Source organism: Tepidibacter sp. Z1-5 (genome assembly GCF_037844525.1).
Taxonomy (GTDB): domain Bacteria; phylum Bacillota; class Clostridia; order Peptostreptococcales; family Peptostreptococcaceae; genus Tepidibacter_A.
The window spans coordinates 1-20,063 of sequence record NZ_JBBMMD010000008.1; the positions used below are offsets into that span (position 1 = coordinate 1).

Sequence of the window (20,063 nt, forward strand, 5' to 3'; positions counted from 1 at the left end):
GATCACCCTCTCAGGTCGGCTACCCATCGTCGCCTTGGTAAGCTTTTACCTCACCAACTAGCTAATGGGACGCGGGTCCATCCTATACCGATAAAATCTTTGACATTTTTAAGATGCCTTAAAAATGTATTATCTCGTATTAGCATATCTTTCGATATGTTATCCGTGTGTATAGGGCAGGTTACCCACGCGTTACTCACCCGTCCGCCGCTAAGATTAAGAAGCAAGCTTCTTAATCTCCGCTCGACTTGCATGTGTTAGGCACGCCGCCAGCGTTCATCCTGAGCCAGGATCAAACTCTTAAATAAAAGTTTGTCAGTNTTTCACTTCGTGTGTTTCGTATTTGCCTCGTTGTTGAGGACAAGTAATAATATATCAGCTATTTAATTATTCGTCAACCCCTATTTTATATTTTAAAAATATTTTTTTGATTTTTATTGTGTTTTTTTAAAGGTTTTTGTAATTATCAGTCGAATATTCGTTCTATACAATTTATTTACGACTATATGACAAGGAGGGTATTATGTTCAAACAATCAAAAAAAATAATGAGTCTAATATTACTTATTGTATTTACAATCTTTTTTACAGCGTGTTCCTCTTCTAATACAAATATTTCAGATAATGAGTTCAAGAAATATAAAGAAGAAAAGTTCAACACACAAGATAGTACAAAATCAAATAATGTAGATGATATTATAAAAATCCATTTTATAGATGTAGGGCAAGCTGATTCTATACTTATTCAAGATTCAAATAATAACACTATGTTAATAGACGCTGGTAATAACGATGATTCAGATTTAGTTGTAAACTACATTAGATCTCAAGGTATAAATACTATTAATTATGTAATAGGAACACATCCACACGAAGACCATATTGGAGGACTCGATGCCGTTATTAATAATTTTAATGTAAGTAAAGTGATTTTGCCAAAAGTTACATCTACAACAAAAACTTATAAAGATGTTTTGTTATCTATAAAAAATAAGAAACTTAGTATAACACCTGCTGTAGCTGGCAAATCATTTTTTTTAGGAGATACAAAATGCGAAATAATTTCACCAAATAATTCCCAGTATGATGACTTAAATAATTATTCAGTAGTATTAAAACTCACATACAAAAACAATTCATTCTTATTCACAGGAGATTGTGAAGATTTTTGTGAAAACGAAATTCTATCTTTAGGATACGATTTGAAATCAGATTTGTTAAAAGTGGGTCATCACGGAAGTAATAGTTCTACTTCTTTACCATTTTTAAAGTCAGTATCTCCAAAATATGCTGTGATCTCAGTGGGAAAAAACAACAAATATCATCATCCTACTCAAGAGACTTTGGATAGACTAAATTCTCAAAACATTAAAACCTATAGAACTGATGAGTTAGGAAATATAATAGTTACATCAGATGGCAATAATATAGTTATAGATAAAACCTCAACAACAAATGCAATTGCTAGAGATGTTGTGTATCCTATCCAATACGTATACATCACGAAAACGGGTAAAAAATATCATAAAAAAAATTGTAGTTCTTTAAAAAGCACTACAATCTCTATAAGCTTAGAAGAAGCGCAAAAATCCTATACACCTTGTTCTAAATGTAATCTTTAATTAAATTAATATTTTTTTAATATTTTTAAAGGATTTTAGACCTTTTTGTCTAATTACATAATCACAGGATAAAACATCTCATAATCAGTACTTTTGTACTTTTAATACCAACATTTTATTTTTATACACTTCCCTCCAAGAAGTGTATATTTTTTTATATAGCATGAATCAAATTTCTTATATTATATAAATTTAAGACATATATATATCCCCAATACAATAAGTAAACTCGTTACTAATACCTTCTTTCTTTTTCTATCCAATCTTTTTTTATTTTTTATTTTTTTATATACTCTACTCATTAAATGTCCCCCTTACTTAATTTAATAATATTCCACATAATTTTTTGTTATACTTTTTATCCTTTATATTCGTTATTGCAATCATTCTATTATTCTTAGTATTCCATTATAATATCAACCTAATATGCTAGTTCTAAATTTTATATCCTACTTTTTTCAACTCCAACATTATAATATCATTTCAAGGAAAAAATATCCAATAAAATTCTAAAGTTATATAATTTAATTATTGGGTATAATCTTTAAATAATATAAATTTTATTGGAGTGATTAAACTTGTCAAATATAGAATCATTTTTGCCTATAGTAAACTCAGAATCTAAGATTTTAATACTTGGCTCTATTCCTGGGAAAGAATCATTAAGACAACATCAATATTATGCATACTCTCAAAATCAATTTTGGAAAATAATTTACTCATTATTCAATACACCTATTGATGATAGTTATAATGGCAAAATATTATTTTTGAAAAAAAATAATATTGCTCTATGGGATGTTATACAATCATGTTATCGTGAAGGAAGCCTTGATTCAAATATTAAAATGGAACAAGCTAATGATTTTGAATCTCTGTTTAAGAATTACCCAAATATAAAGTATGTATTTTTTAATGGATTAAAAGCATACAACGTGTTTAAAAAGAAGATCGGATTCAATTTTGAAAATATTAAATTTCAAAGATTAGAATCTACGAGTCCTGCTAATACTAAAAAGTTTGAATACAAATTAGATAATTGGAGTATAATCAAAAATGTTATATAAAAAAATGAGAATCAGTTCTTCCTGATTCTCATTTTTTTATTTGTAAAAATATTCACCATTTATTATTTTGTATAAATCTTTTTTCTTACTCTTAAAAGGTTTTGAATTAAAAAACAAGCAATTTTCAACATTATTTACACCTTCAAGTGCTTTTTTTGCTGCTATATTACTTAAATTACTCGGTTTTAAAGTTTTAAATGATGCTTTATGCGCTGGCGGAAACTGTCCTCGTTGATATACTACTCCTTTTATATCATTTGGAAATCTATCACTCTTAACTCTATTAAGAACTACATTAGCAACTCCTAATCGACCGTCTAGCTTTGTATTTCCCGATTCTACCTGTATAATTTTTGCAAGTAATCTCATTTCTTCATCTGTATACGGTCTTTGTTCAAATTTTTCTTCAGAAACTACTAGACTTTCTTTTTTTATATCCACAGTAAAAGTCTCGTGTACCCAATTAATATCACAGTTTAAATTTTCAGAAATAAACCTAATCGGTATATATATTCTTCCACCTCTTAAAAAAGGCTTTGAATCTAGCTTATATTCTTTTGAATCTATGTATGCTATATCACTATCTGCTGTTAATTTCATTTTCTTTCCTTCATAATCAATTATAATACTTTTAGTAGCTTCATTCCATGTAACTTGTCCATTTAAAGCCTCAGCAACAAATCTTGCAAGTACAAATACTGTATCGTTAATCAGTATATTCTTTTGATCACTTTTTACGTAATTATCATTTATCTTCACACTAACTTCTACTTCAAGCGCAAAGCATGAACTTATATGTAAAGATATAATAATCATTGTGCAAAGGATTATCCTTAGCTTTTTTTTCATTAAATAACCCACTTTCTTATTTTTATCTAGATGTTAAAATTTAAATACTCTGACAAGAAGTCATATTATCGTCTTTTTTGTCTAACATTATCATATTATAATATTTTTTGCTTTTTTGTCAAATCTAAACCGCCACCCTTATATAATGTGTTTATTTATTTAATATTATTCCTTTTATATAAAAATGAGCATGCACTAGACTTTAATGTCCAGTACACACTCATTTTCTTTTTCATATTTTTTATCTACTTTTGCATTATACACAAGGCCTATAAGAAATAATATACCCCCGATTATTTTTCCTTTAGAAAAAACATCTAAATATATATAGTCTATAATAGCACTTGTAAGTATTTGACCTATAAATGGAAGTATAACTACATATACTGCAGGAATTTGAGGTACTATAGTGTTGAATAAGTAAATTGCCAAAACCCCAATAAATCCACCAAAAAGATAATTTATAGGAACAAACTTAATAACACTTAAAGATGGCATAGAATTTTTCATTACAAAACATATTATAATAGACGTTAATGTAGCCATCGAATAATTTATAACAACCCCATTTACCATTCCTTCTTTTTGAGCAAGTTTCCCATTTATCATCATATTTATAACTATTGATATACCCGTTAGAAATGACAATAATATATACATGAAATCACCCCACTACATTATAATCATAAATATTATTCCAAGTGAAATAATAGAAAAACCTATTATTTTTTCTTTCTTAAACTTATTTACCGGCATTCCAAACATTCCAAAATGATCTACTACATTAGACATCATAAGCTGTCCAAACAAGCTAATTCCTACAACAAGAGTTACCCCTATTTGGGGAATACAAATGTTATTTAAAAGTATAGTTAAAACACTAAGTACTCCAGGTAATAAAAATAACACAGGTATTTTTGTTATATTAGGCAACTTATTCTTTGTTCCAATTGAAATCATCATAATAATTATAAGTCCTACAACATGAAATATAAGAGTGCTCATATAAGGTCCTGTTATACTAGCCAACATTCCATTAAAGAAAAGCATTATAGCTAATATAATACCCGTTATAATCCCTAAATTTTTATACATATAAATCCCTCCACACTTTACAATCCTTTATAAATAACTTATCATATTTATGTAAATACGAATATGACATATGTCATACAAGGAGGATTTATGAAAAAAATTTTGAACAATACTCTTTTAAATAAATATATTGTTAAACATAATATAAAAAATATATTCGACGATACTATATTAAAATACGCCCAACTTCATTACTATGAAAAAAACGAACATATACTTCAAGCGGACTACGAACTCGATTATTATTATTTATTTGTAGATGGAAAAATAAAAATATCATATCTTTTAGAAAACGGTAAATCTATATTGCTGAGGTTTTATACAGATTTTGATTCATTAGGTGATGTAGAGCTTTTAAATAATGTACCTGTTCGTTGCAATGTTGAAGCAATTGAAAATACACACCTAATAGCACTTCCTTCCAAAATATTAAGAGATAGTTACTGTGATAACCCTAAGTTTTTAAAGCATATAATAAATTCACTAAGTCAAAAACTAGATGCCATTGGTAATAATAGTTCCTATAACCTTATGTACCCTCTTATAAACAGGTTATCTAGTTATATAGTAGAACATATAACAGATAAGGATTATATACAGCTTAATTCATCATTTAAAGAAATCGCTCAGTTTCTCGGTACAACTTATAGACATCTAAATAGAACCTTTAACAAGCTTGAATCTCAGGGAATTATAAAATGCTATGACAAAACAATATATATACTAAAAGAAGAAGAGTTAAGAAAATTATCTAAGAATATATATATAGTATAAAAGCTCACACTGCTAAGTCTGAGCTTTTATACTTCTTCATCTACAATATATCAATTTTAAACTCCCCATTAATTACTTCTACCATACACTTTCCACCTTTGCTTAAATCTCCAAATAAAATCTCATCTACAAGCAACGGTTTTAATCTCGAATCTATAAGCCTTATAATTTCTCTAGCTCCAAACTCTTTTGATACTCCTTTTTTAGATATATATTCAACACAAGAATTTTCAAAATCAATCGATATATTCTTTTTATTTAACTTTTGTTTGAATTTTTCAAGTTCTTTTTTAGCTATATTAACTGCCATATCATCGTCCACATGATTGAATTTAACTATTTTATTAAGTCTATTTCTAAACTCTGGGCTAAATATTTTCTTTACTTCATCATCTATAGCCTGTGAATTCATACATCTATCCCCAAATCCCACAAAATTTTTCCCAATATCTTTAGCACCTGCATTTGAAGTCATTATTATTATCACATTTTCAAAGTCAGATTTTCTTCCTTGATTATCAGTAAGAGTTGCATTATCCATAACCTGAAGTAATACATTTAATATATCTGTATGAGCTTTTTCTATCTCATCTAAAAGTAAAACGCAATGAGGTTTTTTTCTAATAGAATCTGTAAGTAATCCTCCTTCTTCATAACCTACATATCCAGGAGGTGCTCCTATTAGTTTAGAAGCGGAATGCTTTTCTGTATATTCACTCATATCAAACCTTATAAGCTCTATTCCTAAAGTTTTAGATATATTTTTAGCTACTTCAGTCTTTCCAACGCCAGTAGGACCTACAAATAGCATACATGCAACAGGCTTATTATCTTCATTCAGTCCAGCTCTTGACATCTTAATACATCTTGTAACCTCTTTAATAGCCTCATCTTGTCCAAATACATTGCTTTTTAAAACTTTTTCTAAGTTTTTAAGAGAATTTATTTCATTTGATTCTACAGTCTGTTTAGGTATATTACAAACCTTAGATACTATCTTCTCAATCATATTTTCATCTATAATTATTTCTTCTTCATTACAACAACTTATTCTAGCATAAGCCCCAGCTTCATCTATTATATCAATAGCCTTATCAGGTAAAAATTTATCATTTATATATTTATCGCTGAGAACTACAGCACTTTTTATAGCTTCTTCTGTATATCTTACATTATGAAAATTTTCATAATTCTTTTTTAGACCATTTATTATTTCTATTGTTTCCTTTGCAGATGGCTCCTTAATTTCTATCTTTTGAAATCTTCTATTTAATGCTTTATCTTTTTCAAAGTACTTCTTATACTCATCAAAAGTACTCGCACCTATAAATCTAATTTTTCCATCCAATAGATAAGGTTTTAATAAATTAGATGCATCTAATGAAGATCCACTTAACGCTCCAGCTCCTACTATATTGTGAATTTCATCTATATATACTATAGGATTTTCATGTTTTTTTATATTATCTAGTACCTTTTTTATCCTTTCTTCAAAATCTCCTCTGTACTTTGTTCCAGATAACATAGCACCTATATCCAATGAAAATATCTCAGCTTTTTTAAGCTTATCAGGAACGTTTCCTTCAATAATCAATTTTGCAAGTCCAAGTGTAATGGATGTCTTTCCAACACCAGGTTCACCTATATGAATAGGATTATTCTTATTTCTTCTACAAAGTATCTGAATAGTTCTATTTAGTATATCTTCTCTGCCTATAAGAGGATCGCTTTTTTCGTTATTTTCAATTTCAGTAAGGTTTAAAGTATACTTATCTATCTCAAATTCATTTTTTATTTCCTCTTTAGTATCATAATCATCATATTCTTCATCTGCTAACTCATACTCATTTTCAATACTATTTCCCAAATTATATACTAAATCTCTCTTTGTAACTCCTTGATCTAGTAAGTAGTATTTAGCATAACTATCCTCTAAATTGTATATAGCTGCTAATAGATGTTCTATATCTATAATATCTTTCCCACAGCTTTCAACTTGAGCATTTGCAATTATAATAACTTGCTGAAACCCTACACTTTCTAAGGGTTCAAAATCATCTACCTTACTTATATATTCGTCTATATATATCTTTAAATTATTTTTTAATTCATCTATATTCGCTCCACATTCCCTTAAGGAATCTATAACTTTATAGTAATATAAAGACACATAAAGCAAGTGTTCTACTGTAACATATTCACAATTATTTATTTTTGCTTCTTCATAAGCCTTTAATATCACGTCATTTACTATATTTGTTATATTCATATTTTTACTCCTCTTCAATAGTAAGTTTAAAAGGGAATCCCTCTTCTTTTGCCATATCCATGGCTATTGAAACCTTAGTAGCTGCAATATCATAAGGATATACTCCAGCAATTCCAATTCCCTTTTTATGTACATCAATCATTATTTTATTTGCAACCTCAATTTTTTTATTAAATATATTAATAAGTACATATACTACAAATTCCATAGTCGTATAATCATCATTATGCATAATCACTTTATAATGTTTTGGCTTTTTTATTTTGATCTCACTTTTTTGTTTAGTTATAATGTTAGTTTCCATGTTTATGCCTCCAATTTCAATAAGTAATTCTGTTTAAGTAATTTTGTAGACTTTTTTAGTTAAAGTATTGACTGTATAGTTACTATACATATTATTATACTATATATTGGTATTAATTATAGGAGGTTATTATGGATTATTTATTTTCTAAAAAATTTACATTCAAAGAATTTTTAAAATTTGTAGCTCAAACAGTTATATCTATGGTTTTTATATCTCTTTATACAATTATAGATGGAATATTCATTTCAAACCTTACTAGTCCAGATGCTTTGGCTAGCATAAACATAATTTTACCTATTTTTAATGTTATTTTGGGCTTTAGTATAATGATGGGTACAGGTGTATATTATTTTCCACTAAAAGTATGCTTATTCCCACATTTATTTCCATAATATTTATCAAAAATATAAAAGCACTTATATGTATTGATTTATTAATTCAAAATGTAGGACCATCATATTTAAATATACAAATAATACTATACTCCTTATATTTAATGTATAATACTATGTATACGTATTTTTCACTGTATCTAGTGAAAAACTAAAACCAACTCTATACAGTTAGGAGTAATAAAAATGAATTACATAATATATGACTTAGAATTCAATCAAACAAAATCAATTAAAAATACTGTAAAAGACGCGTATAAATGTCCATTTGAAATAATTCAAATAGGTGCAATTAAATTAGACGAGAATTTTAATACAGTAGCTACCTTCGATAGGCTCGTAAGACCTACAGTATATCCAACTTTAAATCCTTATATAGAAGATCTCACTAATATAGATATGAATCAATTAAATAAAGCAGATTACTTTCCTAAGGTTTACAAGGATTTTTTAGACTTCGTAGATGATTCGAGTATTTTTTGTGTATGGGGAAAGGTCGATCTTAAAGAACTATTTAGAAATATTCGTTACCATGAATTAAACTTCCCAATTAATAAAAAATATATAGATGTTCAATATCACGCTACCAAACATCTCAAATTCACAAAGGGCTTTAGCGTTGGACTTCAAAAAGCAGTAGATACTTTCAAAATACCACTTTACAAAGAATTTCATAATGCTTTTAATGATTCTTATTATACAAGTGAAGTATTCAAAATCATATACAATAAAAATATACTTCCAGAAACGTATGATACAAGTAGAACGGCAAGATCTAATAGTGCAAAGCAAAAAGTTGATATGAACGCTTTATTTAGACAATTTGAAAAGATGTATTCTAGGAAAATGACTAGACACGAAAAAAAAATTATAAAGCTTGCTTATATGATGGGAAAGACAAATCAATTTAGTATAGATATCGAAAAAAAGACTCATGATTAAATTTAATCATGAGTCTTTTTATTATGCTGATACTTTATTTTTTTGTAGCCTCATTTTTTTTTCATATCTAGAATACATTACCAATGCTACTACCGAGAAGAATATAGGTCCCGCAACACTCCAAATAGTAGTCATCATATCTCCATTCATCGCAGGCTGTATTATAGAGAAAAAGTTTGCAAATCCAATAGTAAATATTACTATAACCATAGCTATACGAGAAGTTTTTTCGCTCTTATATACCTCAAATGGCTTTGCAATTTCTTTATTTTTCTTAAATGAATAAAATCCTCCTGCTACAAACATATACGGTATAGTCATAGCCACATTAGTCATAGCCACTAATATTACAAAGAATTTAGAAACTGTATCTCCTCCAAAAGATACAAGAAGTATTATTATACTAACTATAATACATTGAATCCACATAGCATTAACAGGCATACTATCCTTAGTTTCAGTAATTTTTTCTGGCCATAATTCTTTAGGTGTACCTTCTATTAATTGTTTCAATGGAGAATAAGTTAATGTAAAGAATGCTCCAGTTAATGCAAGCAACATAGAAATACCTGTGAACCTAGCCATCCAATTTCCCATTTGAACAGATATTCCTTGACTTACCCCAAATGCTTGTCCTATTTGGTATCCAAGATTATTCATAACAACATATCCTACATTACCCATGTGAACAGCATCAGTAGATAAAACATCATTCCAGTTAGTAAATACGCCTACAAAGAATATACCTATAGCATATCCTACAGCGATTATAATAGCTGAAATTGCAACACCTTTTGGAAATGTCTTTTCCGCATTTTCAGTTTGATCTACAAGACCTCCAATAGCTTCTATTCCCCCATATGCAAATATAGCAAATACAAGGAATGAAAGCACAGATACAGGGTTTGAATAAATTGCATTTGGAGATTTTACAAATGCACTAGCATTATGTATAGGTTGAGCTAGTTTTCCACCAGTTCCTATTAAAACAAGTATAGCACCTACTATTAAAACTACATTAAGTAGTGCAACTGCAGTTCCACCTATAGAAGTGATTTTTCTTATCTTATCAAGTCCTTTACTAGATACAACCGTTACAAATATCATCCATATAACAGCTAATACACCTAGCGTTTGAGTTGCTGAAAGCCCAAATACAGACCATCCTGCTGTAGTATCCGTTCCAAATATTGCATTTGAGAACACTACCCATATTCCAGATGCAACATTTACCATCCAAATTACGTAAGATGCATACCACATAAACGTTCCTACGAACGCATATTTTGGTCCAACAGATATCGACATCCAAGAATATATTCCGCCTTTTTCATTTTTAAACGCGGCACCATATTCCGCCATCATAAATGCATATGGTATAAAAAACGTTATAGCCGATAATATATACCACGGAATAGCACCATATCCCATTAAATAAAAAGATCTCGGAATATTGTTAAATCCGAATACAGATGTGAAGATCATTAAAATCAAAGATATTAATGTCAGTTTTTGAGTATTTTTAGTATTAGACGCCATAATTTTCCTCCTTTTGATTTTTATTTTAAATAGTTTACAAGTTTATTATATAACAATCTATATAAAAATCAATATTTTTGTATTGTTTTTTTTATTCATATAGTTTTTTTTATATACTTATTTCTATATTATATGTTAAATATCAATTGACAGTTTCTCAATAAAGTTATAACATCATAATGTTAGGCTTTTATGTAAATATACTCTAAAGTCAAACTTACATTCAGTTGAAATCAAGTTTTATTTTAACTGATTTAGTTTCGTATGTACCCTATGGGCAAACTAATCTAGAAGCTGTAGAGTTCTCATTTCCAACGTTAAGAGTAGGGATTATTATAACTCTTAGTTTCGGATAAATTTATAATAGAGGAGTTTTAAAATGTCACAACAAAATTTAAGCTTTATCGATGAGGTTAGAAGAAGAAGAACATTTGCAATCATTTCCCATCCCGATGCCGGAAAGACTACATTAACTGAAAAATTCTTATTATACGGAGGAGCAATTCACCAAGCTGGATCTGTTAAGTCTAGAAGATCTCAAAAGCATGCTGTATCTGACTGGATGGAAATAGAAAAACAAAGAGGTATATCTGTTACATCGAGTGTACTTCAATTTGAGTACAATAATTTTTGTATCAATATACTAGATACCCCTGGACATCAGGACTTTAGTGAGGACACTTATAGAACTCTTATGGCAGCAGATAGTGCTGTAATGGTTATAGACTCTGCAAAAGGTGTCGAAGCACAAACAAAAAAATTATTCCAAGTTTGTAAGATGAGAGGAATTCCAATTTTTACCTTCATAAATAAGATGGATCGACAAGGAAAGGATCCTTTTGAATTAATGGAAGATCTTGAGAATGTTTTAGGAATCCGTTCTTGTCCTGTTAACTGGCCAATAGGATCAGGTAAAGAGTTTAAGGGAGTATTTAATCGTCAAAAGGATCAAATAGAATTATTCAACGATGGAAATCATGGACAATCTATAGCTAAGTCTGTAGTTGGAAAAGTGGATGATGAAAAATTTACTGAGCTATTAGGTAATGGACTTCACGAACAACTTTTAAACGATATAGAACTATTAGATGTTGCTGGAGATGAATTTGATTTAGATCAGATATTAAAAGGAGAACTTACTCCAGTATTTTTCGGAAGTGCTCTTACAAACTTTGGTGTTGAGCCATTCCTTGAGTCATTCCTTGATATAACTACACCACCAACACCTCGTGATAGTAATATGGGAATTATAGATACTGAATCTGATAATTTTTCAGGATTTATATTCAAAATTCAAGCTAATATGGATAAAGCTCATAGAGATAGAATAGCTTTTTTAAGAATATGTTCTGGTAAATTCGAAAAAGGTATGACAGTAAACCATGTTCAAAGAGGTAAAAAAGTTAAACTTGCGCAACCTCAACAATTCGTAGCGCAAGATCGTGTTATTGTGGATTCGGCTTATCCTGGAGATATAATAGGTATACACGATCCCGGAATATTTAATATAGGAGACACTTTATCTCAAAAACAATCGAAATTACAATACAAAGGAATTCCTCAATTTGCTCCTGAGCATTTCGCTAGAATTTCTACTCTAAATTCTTTAAAGAGAAAACAATTTTTAAAGGGAATTACTCAGATATCAGAGGAAGGTGCTATTCAGGTTTATAAGCGTCCTAATATAGGTATGGAAGAACTTATAGTAGGTGTTGTAGGTGTTTTACAACTTGAAGTATTAGAATATAGATTGAAAAATGAATACAATGTTGATATAACAATGCAAACACTTCCTTACCGTTTTATACGTTGGGCTGAAACTGGAAGCTTTGATTCTCATAATATGTCTATGACAATGGATACTATTCTTGTTGAAGATAAGGATAAAAATCCTGCATTCTTATTCCAAAGTGAGTGGTCTCCTACTCAATTAGTAACTAGAAATGAAGGATTGGTTTTAAGCGAAACTTCTATATATTAGTCTTCGCTTCATTAATAACGCATAGCTTAGATTGAAAATTATATAATTTCTTTATAAATAGAAATAAATAAAAAAGAACGAGAATTCTTTAGACTAAAGAATTCTCGTTCTTTTTTCACATTATTCACATCTACATATTTTCTATAACAGCCTGTGCAAATTCTTTAGTCCCTAATGTACCACCTAAATCCTTAGTCAATTTATCCTTTTGCTTAAATACCTTTTCGAGTGCAGATTCAATTTTTAAAGCAGCATCATTCTCACCTATATATTTAAGCATCATAACTCCTGTTAATATGCATGATATAGGGTTAGCTAAGTTTTTACCTGCTATATCTGGTGCTGATCCATGAACTGGTTCAAATACAGCTATATCTTCTCCAATATTTGCACCAGGAGCCATACCAAGTCCTCCTATTAACCCAGAACTCATGTCCGATAAAATATCCCCGTATAAGTTAGGTGCAACTACTACATCGTAATTTTGTGGATTCATAACAAGTTTCATACTCATAGCATCTACTATAACATCTTCAAATTCTATATCATAATCTTTTGCTACATCTTTTGCACATTTTAAAAACAATCCATCTGATAACTTCATTATATTTGCTTTATGAGTTGCAGTTACTTTTTTTCTATTTTCTTTTTTAGCAAGTTCAAATGCAAATTTAACGATTCTATCAGATGCTTTTTTAGTTATTATTTTGATACTTTCGCAAGCATCATCACCCACTTTGTGTTCTATACCAATATAAAGCCCTTCCGTGTTCTCTCTTACAATTACGAAATCAACATTCTTGTGAAGTGTGTCTATACCTTCGTAAGATTTAATAGGTCTTATATTTGCATATAAATTAAGTTTTTGTCTTAAACCTACATTGACACTTCTAAACCCTGTTCCTATAGGAGTTGTTATAGGACCCTTTAAGGCCACTTTATTATTTTTTATACTTTCAACAACCGCATCCGGCAAAGGTGTATTATATTCATCCATTACGCACAAACCAGCATTTAGTATTTCCCATTCAATATCAGCACCACTTTTATCTATAATATCCTTTGTAGCATATATTACTTCAGGTCCTATTCCATCCCCAGGAATTAATGTTATCTTATTTGACATATTATTTTCCCCCTATATCATTGTTTTCTTTTATCAAGTTCAGAAGGCCACCTGCTAATATCATTTTCTTTTGTCTACTTGTTATATCTAAATTCACTTTATATTCATTGTCTTTAGTTAAATTCTTTAGTATAAATACTCCTTCATCTAGATTTTTGAAATTATCTTCAATTAGAATTTCATCCATCAAATCTATATCATCATAGTCTTTGTCGTTTGTAAAAGTTAAAGGAAGTATACCATTATTTATAAGGTTTTGCTTGTGTATTCTAGCAAAAGACTTTGCAATCACAGCTTTAATTCCAAGATACAATGGTGCTAATGCCGCATGTTCACGACTAGATCCTTGACCATAATTCGACCCTCCTAATATGAATCCTCCTTTAAACTCTTTTGCTCTACTAGGAAAATCAGAATCACATGGCTTAAAGCAGTATTCAGATAAATAAGGAATATTTGATCTATACGGAAGTAACTTTGCATTCGATGGCATAATATGATCAGTTGTTATATTATCATCTACCTTTAATAGTATTTTCCCTTTTAATATATCTTTTAAAGGCTCTGTTTTTGGAAAATCCTTAATGTTAGGACCTTTTATTATATCAATCTCTTCTCCTTCTTTAGCAGGAGGCACGATTAAATTATCATTTATCAAAAACTTATCAGGCATAGAAATTTCTGTATTATCTATATCTTCAGGACTTGTTAGATATCCTGTTATAGCAGATACAGCAGCAACCTCAGGACTTACTATATATATATCAGCAGATGTTGTTCCAGATCTTCCCTTGAAATTTCTATTAAAGGTTCTAAGTGATACCCCTCCAGTACTTGGAGCCTGACCCATTCCTATACAAGGTCCACATGCAGATTCCAATATTCTAGCACCTGCAGATACCATCTTTGCTAAAGCTCCATTTGCAGCGAGCATATTTAATACTTGTTTTGATCCTGGCGATATAACAAGTGATACATGTTCAGCAATAGTTTTATTATCTAGAATTTCAGCGACCTTCATCATATCTACTAAAGATGAGTTAGTACAACTTCCTATTGCAACTTGATTTACCTTTATATCTTTAAGTTCACAAACATCTACTACATTATCAGGGCTATGAGGACATGCTGCCAAAGGTTTTAGTTTATCTAAATCTATAACTATAAATTCATCATATATAGCTTCTTCATCAGCTAATATCTCAACATAGTCCTCTTCTCGTCCCTGAGCCTTTAAAAATTTATAAGTCACTTCATCTGATGGAAATATAGATGTTGTAGCTCCAAGTTCAGCTCCCATATTGGTAATAGTTGCCCTTTGTGGAACACTTAAATACTTTAAGGCTTCACCACAATATTCAAATATCTTGTTAACTCCACCTTTTACTGTATATCTTCTTAACACCTCTAGTATTATGTCTTTTGCAGATACCCCTTTGTTTAGTTTTCCTATTAATTCAACCTTTACTACATCAGGAGTCTTGATGTAATATTCCCCACCAGCCATGGCAACCGCGACATCAAGCCCTCCTGCTCCAATAGCCAACATACCAATTCCTCCACAAGTAGGAGTATGACTATCAGATCCAAGAAGAGTTTGACCTGGAACTCCAAATCTTTCAAGATGAACCTGATGACATATTCCATTACCAGGTTTTGAAAAATATATACCATACTTTTTAGCAACCGTCTGAATGTATAAATGATCATCTGCATTTTCCGGTCCTGCTTGAAGTATATTATGATCTATATAAGCTATCGATTTTTTAGTTTTAACCCTATCAATACCCATATTTTCAAGTTGAAGATAAGCCATCGTTCCTGTAGAATCCTGTGTCAACGTTTGATCTATTCTTATTCCAATTTCACTTCCCTTTTTAAACTCTCCACTGACAATATGATTACTTATGATTTTTTGAGCTACTGTAAAATTCATATTACCCCTCCTTAAACCGCCTCTGTTTTCTCTATTTGTTCTATATGTGGTAAGTACATATAAGTTATTTTCTTTAATTCCTCGTTTGATATAACCGAAGTTCTTCCACCTAAGTACTGATCATCTACCCATCTTTTAATAGGATATATTCTCTCATCCGTCTTAGATATTTTTTGACCTTCGCTCAATCTAAAATAAGTATTAATCCAAGCTGCAATACCAGCTACTCCTGAGTATTGATTAACAGATACTACAATTGGTCTATTTAATATTTTCTCCGTATCAAAAGAATTATATATTTCTACATCCTTTAATATCCCATCAGCGTGTATTCCAGCTTTTGTTACATTAAATTCACTTCCAACAAAAGGAGTTTGTGGATGAATATTATAGTTCATTTCTTTTTGAAAATACTCACTAACCTCAGATAAAATTTTAAGATTCATATTCTTAATATCACCCTTTAATTGACCATAAGCTACGAGCATAGCTTCTATAGGACAGTTACCTGTTCTTTCTCCTATACCGAATAAAGTAGTATTTATAGAAGAGGCCCCATACATCCAAGCTGAAACAGAATTTGTTACAACAGAATAAAAATCATTATGTCCATGCCACTCTATAGACTTAGACGAAACATTACATTCATTTCTAAGTCCATGTATAATAGCTGGTATACTTCTTGGAAGCGATGTTCCTGTATAAGAAATCCCAACACCTAATGTATCACAAGCTCTTATCTTCACTTCAACTCCAGATTCTTTTGATAAATCCATCAAAGATTTAACTAACGGAACTACAAATCCATAAAAATCAGCTCTAGTTATATCCTCAAGATGACATCTTGGTACTATTCCATTTTCAATAGCCTCCCTTGCAATGTCTAAATACATATTGAGGGCCTTTTCTCTCGTAGTTTTTAATTTCTTAAATATATGATAATCAGAACACGACATAAGCATTCCAGTTTCTTTAATTCCCATTTCTTTAACCAATTTTAAATCCTCTTTGTTAGCTCTAATCCATGAAGTTATTTCAGGGAAGTTGTATCCTCTGTCCATACACTTTGAAACTGCCTTTCTATCCTTTTTTGAATAAAGGAAAAATTCCGATTGTCTAATAATACCTGATTCATTATCTATCTTATGCAGATAATCATATAACTTAAGTATTTGATCAACACTAAAAGAAGTCATAGACTGTTGACCATCTCTAAAAGTTGTATCCGTTACCCATATATCATTAGGAAGTTCCATAGGAAGTAAAATATTATTAAACTCTACCCTAGGAATTTGTGAATACGGAAATACATTTTTAAAATAATTTGAATTAGACAAATTTACAATAGAACTTTTCATAATAACCCAACCCCCTCAAATTACATTTATATTTTTGAAGTTTTGCAATCAATATATTTCATTTGATTTATTTTTACATCAATTTTCATTTTATGTTTTTATAATTTAAGACGCACTTAAAATCGTCTATTTTCAACATTTTCCGAATTTTATTTTCTTCAATTTCGAAATATAAGATAATATAAACCCATTTCGAATTTTCTTTTTATGATTTTTTGTTCATTTCATATTTCATATTTTAACATGCCCATTCTGTGTTTGCAAGTGAAAATGCAATTTTTTTATGTATAAATTTCATTTTACGCAAAAAAAAGATGTAAATGAGGTCATTTTTTACCTAATTTACATCTTTTAATCAATTAAACTTCATTTGCAATTCCATTCCAAAGAATCTCACTATATATTTATACAATTTATAAATTTAAAGCTTTATCTAGATAGTTTTTTCATGTATATCTACAGTGGTAAACTAAATTTATTTGGTTATAATAAAAGATTTATTTGGTTTTCCTATATAATAACCTTGTGCGTAATCTACCCCTATTTCTTTTAGTGTATTTAATATTTTTTCATTTTCTACATACTCTGCAATAACAATCATTTTAAATGCCCTTGCCATGCTTACAATAGATTTTACAAGATAGAAATTTTCTTGATTCTCATTTAAATCTGTTATGAAAGAACCATCTATTTTTAAATAAGCTGCCGGAATACGCTTTAAATATTGCATAGAAGAAAATCCTGTTCCAAAATCATCTATAGAAAACTCAAACCCTAGTTCTCTAAAAGTGTGTATTGTATTGATTAAGCGGTCCAAATCTTCTATATTTTGTGTTTCGGTGATTTCAAATATGATATTTTTGTATTTTATTTTATATTGTTCTATTAAAAGAACTATTTTAGGTAAAAACTTTACATCATTTAAGCCTCTGCCTGAAACATTTACAGAAAGTTTAATTGTATCTTTCGGATCAACTTCACTCTTATATTTTAACGCCTTTTGTATTACCATTAAATCTAACTTTCCTATTAAATTATTTTCTTCTGCTACTTTTATGTAAGGAAATGGTGATAAATAATTTTCTCCATTTTTAATTCGCATAAGAACTTCGAATTTTTCAATTTTATTTTCTTTTATATCGTAGATTGGCTGAAAAAATGGAACTATTCTATCTTCCTCCATGGCTTTTATGAGTTCTTCTTTTTTATTATTTATTTGCTTTTTTATCTCAATTAGATCATGCGAATCAGGAAATACTAAAAAATTCTTTTTATTTGTTTTCTTTAAATAATTTAAAATATCTTCTATTAATAATATTGACGTATCCAAATCTTCCATTTCTAATGAATTTAATTTTGTTAAACCTAAAAAAGCATTGATATTTATATTAAGATTATCTATTTTCACAGCTAAATCTTTTAATTTTTCATTAAGTTCTTCTGTCTTTTGAAGAGCCTTATCCCAATCTTCTGTGTTAAATAGAAATATAAAATGATCTGCTTTAGAATGGGTCAAAAGTCCATCATTATATAAATAGTTTTTTAATATATCGGTTAGTTCCTTAATAACCTCATTTCCTACTTTACTCCCATAATTTCCATTTATAGTTGAGAAATTATACATATCTATGAATAGAATGATTTTTCCACCTGACTTAGGTTCTTTTTTTAAAACTTGTAAAAGCTTATTTCTTCCATAAATACCAGTTAAGTCATCTAAATTATATATTTTAGTAAATACAAAATATATGAATATTCCTAACCCTATTAAAATAACAAATCCAAAGATTGAAACCTTCATTAAATAAATAAAATTATTGATTTTTACCTTTTCATAATTTATTCGACTTACGATTATCCAATTTGTGTGAGGAATTTTGTTGAAATATCCGTATGTTTTTTCTTTCAAAGCATTACTGTAGTATATTTGTCCTGAAGGAGATTTTAATAAATTTTCCTTATTTTCATCCCAAATTTTTATCAAATCTCGCATCATTTTTTTTGTATCACCTGAAAATTGATCTAAATAACTTTTTTTAGGATTAAACATAGAGAAACCCAAAAGTTTATGTTCAGGGTGAAGGATAATGTTTCCATTTACATCAACGATATAATGGTCTACATTTTCCGTATGTGTAATGATACCAAAAGTTATATATATATCCTCTAAAAATATATCTGCTGCAATAACACCTTTTAAGTCACCATTTCTTCTAATAGCATAAGTCAACGTTATAACAGGCTTTTGGCTGGTCATATCTGTATATACTGGTGTTATAGTAGGATTTTCCGAAAGAGTAGTGTTTACATACCAAGATCTATCCCTCAAATCAACTTTATTACTAACATTTTTGTTATCTGTTATCTGACTACCATCTTTCTCACTTACAAAATACATAGAAGATATAAGAGGTACTTCATTAATAGTTTCGTCAAAAATTGATTTCATTTCATTAGGATTATTAAAATGAAAATCAGATAATAAAATTCCTGTATTTTTAACAATAGCTTTCAATGGATCTACTGTATTTTGCATAAATACCGAATAGTTTTGTGATCTTTCTATTAAATTATTCTCAGTTTCTAATAAGGTATCTTTTTTATAATTTTGATAAACAAAATAAATAATAAAGCCATTCAATAAAGAAATCCCTATAAGTAATAAAATTAAATACTTTGTTTTATTAGATTTCATAATACACCTCCTAGACGCTTTAACTATAACAAATAATACCATTAAATTTTATAATTGTAAATTGTTTGCATATTAAAAGACCCATCCTATTAAGAATGAGCCTTCCAATCAA

At 29.1% G+C, this 20,063-nt stretch carries 16 protein-coding genes and 1 rRNA gene; 6 read left to right on the forward strand and 11 right to left on the reverse strand.

Annotated elements, in window-relative coordinates:
• Positions 1 to 308: ribosomal RNA gene (locus WJW32_RS01905) — 16S ribosomal RNA — on the reverse strand; the annotation flags it as partial.
• Positions 309 to 523: 215 nt separating this feature from the next.
• Between WJW32_RS01905 and WJW32_RS01910 the strand changes: the two genes are divergently transcribed.
• Together WJW32_RS01910 and WJW32_RS01915 are read left to right on the forward strand one after the other, a co-directional pair.
• A complete protein-coding gene (locus WJW32_RS01910) occupies positions 524 to 1,621 on the forward strand; it encodes a ComEC/Rec2 family competence protein (RefSeq protein ID WP_340254166.1) in 1,098 nt (365 codons plus the stop codon).
• 578 nt (positions 1,622 to 2,199) lie between these two features.
• Complete coding sequence (locus WJW32_RS01915) at positions 2,200 to 2,688, forward strand: DNA-deoxyinosine glycosylase (protein WP_340254168.1); 489 nt, start codon at positions 2,200 to 2,202, stop codon at positions 2,686 to 2,688.
• A gap of 36 nt (positions 2,689 to 2,724) precedes the next feature.
• Here WJW32_RS01915 and WJW32_RS01920 read toward each other — a convergent pair whose 3' ends face one another.
• From WJW32_RS01920 to WJW32_RS01930, 3 genes are all read right to left on the reverse strand, one after another.
• Positions 2,725 to 3,537 (reverse strand): stalk domain-containing protein, encoded by an 813-nt coding sequence (locus WJW32_RS01920; protein ID WP_340254170.1) that lies wholly within the window; start codon positions 3,535 to 3,537, stop codon positions 2,725 to 2,727.
• 195 nt (positions 3,538 to 3,732) lie between these two features.
• Positions 3,733 to 4,197, reverse strand: a complete 465-nt coding sequence (locus tag WJW32_RS01925) for a DMT family transporter (protein WP_340254173.1) — start codon at positions 4,195 to 4,197, stop codon at positions 3,733 to 3,735.
• 12 nt (positions 4,198 to 4,209) lie between these two features.
• Positions 4,210 to 4,632, reverse strand: a complete 423-nt coding sequence (locus WJW32_RS01930; protein ID WP_340254176.1) for a DMT family transporter — start codon at positions 4,630 to 4,632, stop codon at positions 4,210 to 4,212.
• Positions 4,633 to 4,722: 90 nt separating this feature from the next.
• Here WJW32_RS01930 and WJW32_RS01935 point away from each other — a divergent pair, with 90 nt between their 5' ends.
• The gene (locus WJW32_RS01935) at positions 4,723 to 5,406 is read left to right on the forward strand and encodes a Crp/Fnr family transcriptional regulator (protein WP_340254179.1); all 684 of its coding nucleotides are present in this window, start codon (positions 4,723 to 4,725) and stop codon (positions 5,404 to 5,406) included.
• A gap of 40 nt (positions 5,407 to 5,446) precedes the next feature.
• Here the strand turns inward: WJW32_RS01935 and clpA are convergent, their stop codons facing one another.
• Together clpA and WJW32_RS01945 are read right to left on the reverse strand one after the other, a co-directional pair.
• On the reverse strand, positions 5,447 to 7,675 hold the full coding sequence (gene clpA / locus WJW32_RS01940) for an ATP-dependent Clp protease ATP-binding subunit ClpA (protein WP_340254182.1): 2,229 nt from the start codon (positions 7,673 to 7,675) through the stop codon (positions 5,447 to 5,449).
• A gap of 4 nt (positions 7,676 to 7,679) precedes the next feature.
• Positions 7,680 to 7,979: an ATP-dependent Clp protease adaptor ClpS gene (locus WJW32_RS01945; RefSeq protein ID WP_340254185.1), complete on the reverse strand. Its 300-nt coding sequence runs from the start codon at positions 7,977 to 7,979 to the stop codon at positions 7,680 to 7,682.
• A gap of 131 nt (positions 7,980 to 8,110) precedes the next feature.
• On the opposite strand from WJW32_RS01945, the gene WJW32_RS01950 reads away from it, so the two are divergent.
• Together WJW32_RS01950 and WJW32_RS01955 are read left to right on the forward strand one after the other, a co-directional pair.
• Complete coding sequence (locus WJW32_RS01950; RefSeq protein ID WP_340254188.1) at positions 8,111 to 8,374, forward strand: MATE family efflux transporter; 264 nt, start codon at positions 8,111 to 8,113, stop codon at positions 8,372 to 8,374.
• A 186-nt stretch (positions 8,375 to 8,560) separates the two neighbouring features.
• Positions 8,561 to 9,316 (forward strand): exonuclease domain-containing protein, encoded by a 756-nt coding sequence (locus WJW32_RS01955; protein WP_340254191.1) that lies wholly within the window; start codon positions 8,561 to 8,563, stop codon positions 9,314 to 9,316.
• A 21-nt stretch (positions 9,317 to 9,337) separates the two neighbouring features.
• On the opposite strand, the gene yjeM is transcribed toward WJW32_RS01955, so the two are convergent.
• Positions 9,338 to 10,855, reverse strand: a complete 1,518-nt coding sequence (gene yjeM, locus WJW32_RS01960; RefSeq protein ID WP_340254194.1) for a glutamate/gamma-aminobutyrate family transporter YjeM — start codon at positions 10,853 to 10,855, stop codon at positions 9,338 to 9,340.
• Between the two features lie 379 nt (positions 10,856 to 11,234).
• Here yjeM and WJW32_RS01965 point away from each other — a divergent pair, with 379 nt between their 5' ends.
• Positions 11,235 to 12,836 (forward strand): peptide chain release factor 3, encoded by a 1,602-nt coding sequence (locus WJW32_RS01965; RefSeq protein ID WP_340254197.1) that lies wholly within the window; start codon positions 11,235 to 11,237, stop codon positions 12,834 to 12,836.
• 130 nt (positions 12,837 to 12,966) lie between these two features.
• On the opposite strand, the gene WJW32_RS01970 is transcribed toward WJW32_RS01965, so the two are convergent.
• From WJW32_RS01970 to WJW32_RS01985, 4 genes are all read right to left on the reverse strand, one after another.
• Complete coding sequence (locus WJW32_RS01970) at positions 12,967 to 13,962, reverse strand: isocitrate/isopropylmalate dehydrogenase family protein (protein WP_340254201.1); 996 nt, start codon at positions 13,960 to 13,962, stop codon at positions 12,967 to 12,969.
• 1 nt (position 13,963) lies between these two features.
• Positions 13,964 to 15,898: an aconitate hydratase gene (locus tag WJW32_RS01975; RefSeq protein WP_340254204.1), complete on the reverse strand. Its 1,935-nt coding sequence runs from the start codon at positions 15,896 to 15,898 to the stop codon at positions 13,964 to 13,966.
• Between the two features lie 11 nt (positions 15,899 to 15,909).
• Complete coding sequence (locus tag WJW32_RS01980; protein ID WP_340254207.1) at positions 15,910 to 17,256, reverse strand: 2-isopropylmalate synthase; 1,347 nt, start codon at positions 17,254 to 17,256, stop codon at positions 15,910 to 15,912.
• Between the two features lie 475 nt (positions 17,257 to 17,731).
• Entirely contained in the window at positions 17,732 to 19,951 is a 2,220-nt protein-coding gene (locus WJW32_RS01985) for an EAL domain-containing protein (RefSeq protein ID WP_340254210.1), read from the reverse strand.
• Positions 19,952 to 20,063: the final 112 nt, after the last annotated feature.

Bases quoted from the DNA above. Each gene is read 5' to 3' on its own strand.
- WJW32_RS01910 (WP_340254166.1), top strand. From the start codon at position 524: ATGTTCAAACAATCAAAAAAAATAATGAGTCTAATATTACTTATTGTA.
- WJW32_RS01920 (WP_340254170.1), bottom strand. From the start codon at position 3,537: ATGAAAAAAAAGCTAAGGATAATCCTTTGCACAATGATTATTATATCT.
- WJW32_RS01925 (WP_340254173.1), bottom strand. From the start codon at position 4,197: ATGTATATATTATTGTCATTTCTAACGGGTATATCAATAGTTATAAAT.
- WJW32_RS01930 (WP_340254176.1), bottom strand. From the start codon at position 4,632: ATGTATAAAAATTTAGGGATTATAACGGGTATTATATTAGCTATAATG.
- WJW32_RS01935 (WP_340254179.1), top strand. From the start codon at position 4,723: ATGAAAAAAATTTTGAACAATACTCTTTTAAATAAATATATTGTTAAA.
- clpA (WP_340254182.1), bottom strand. From the start codon at position 7,675: ATGAATATAACAAATATAGTAAATGACGTGATATTAAAGGCTTATGAA.
- WJW32_RS01945 (WP_340254185.1), bottom strand. From the start codon at position 7,979: ATGGAAACTAACATTATAACTAAACAAAAAAGTGAGATCAAAATAAAA.
- WJW32_RS01950 (WP_340254188.1), top strand. From the start codon at position 8,111: ATGGATTATTTATTTTCTAAAAAATTTACATTCAAAGAATTTTTAAAA.
- WJW32_RS01955 (WP_340254191.1), top strand. From the start codon at position 8,561: ATGAATTACATAATATATGACTTAGAATTCAATCAAACAAAATCAATT.
- yjeM (WP_340254194.1), bottom strand. From the start codon at position 10,855: ATGGCGTCTAATACTAAAAATACTCAAAAACTGACATTAATATCTTTG.
- WJW32_RS01965 (WP_340254197.1), top strand. From the start codon at position 11,235: ATGTCACAACAAAATTTAAGCTTTATCGATGAGGTTAGAAGAAGAAGA.
- WJW32_RS01970 (WP_340254201.1), bottom strand. From the start codon at position 13,962: ATGTCAAATAAGATAACATTAATTCCTGGGGATGGAATAGGACCTGAA.
- WJW32_RS01975 (WP_340254204.1), bottom strand. From the start codon at position 15,898: ATGAATTTTACAGTAGCTCAAAAAATCATAAGTAATCATATTGTCAGT.
- WJW32_RS01980 (WP_340254207.1), bottom strand. From the start codon at position 17,256: ATGAAAAGTTCTATTGTAAATTTGTCTAATTCAAATTATTTTAAAAAT.
- WJW32_RS01985 (WP_340254210.1), bottom strand. From the start codon at position 19,951: ATGAAATCTAATAAAACAAAGTATTTAATTTTATTACTTATAGGGATT.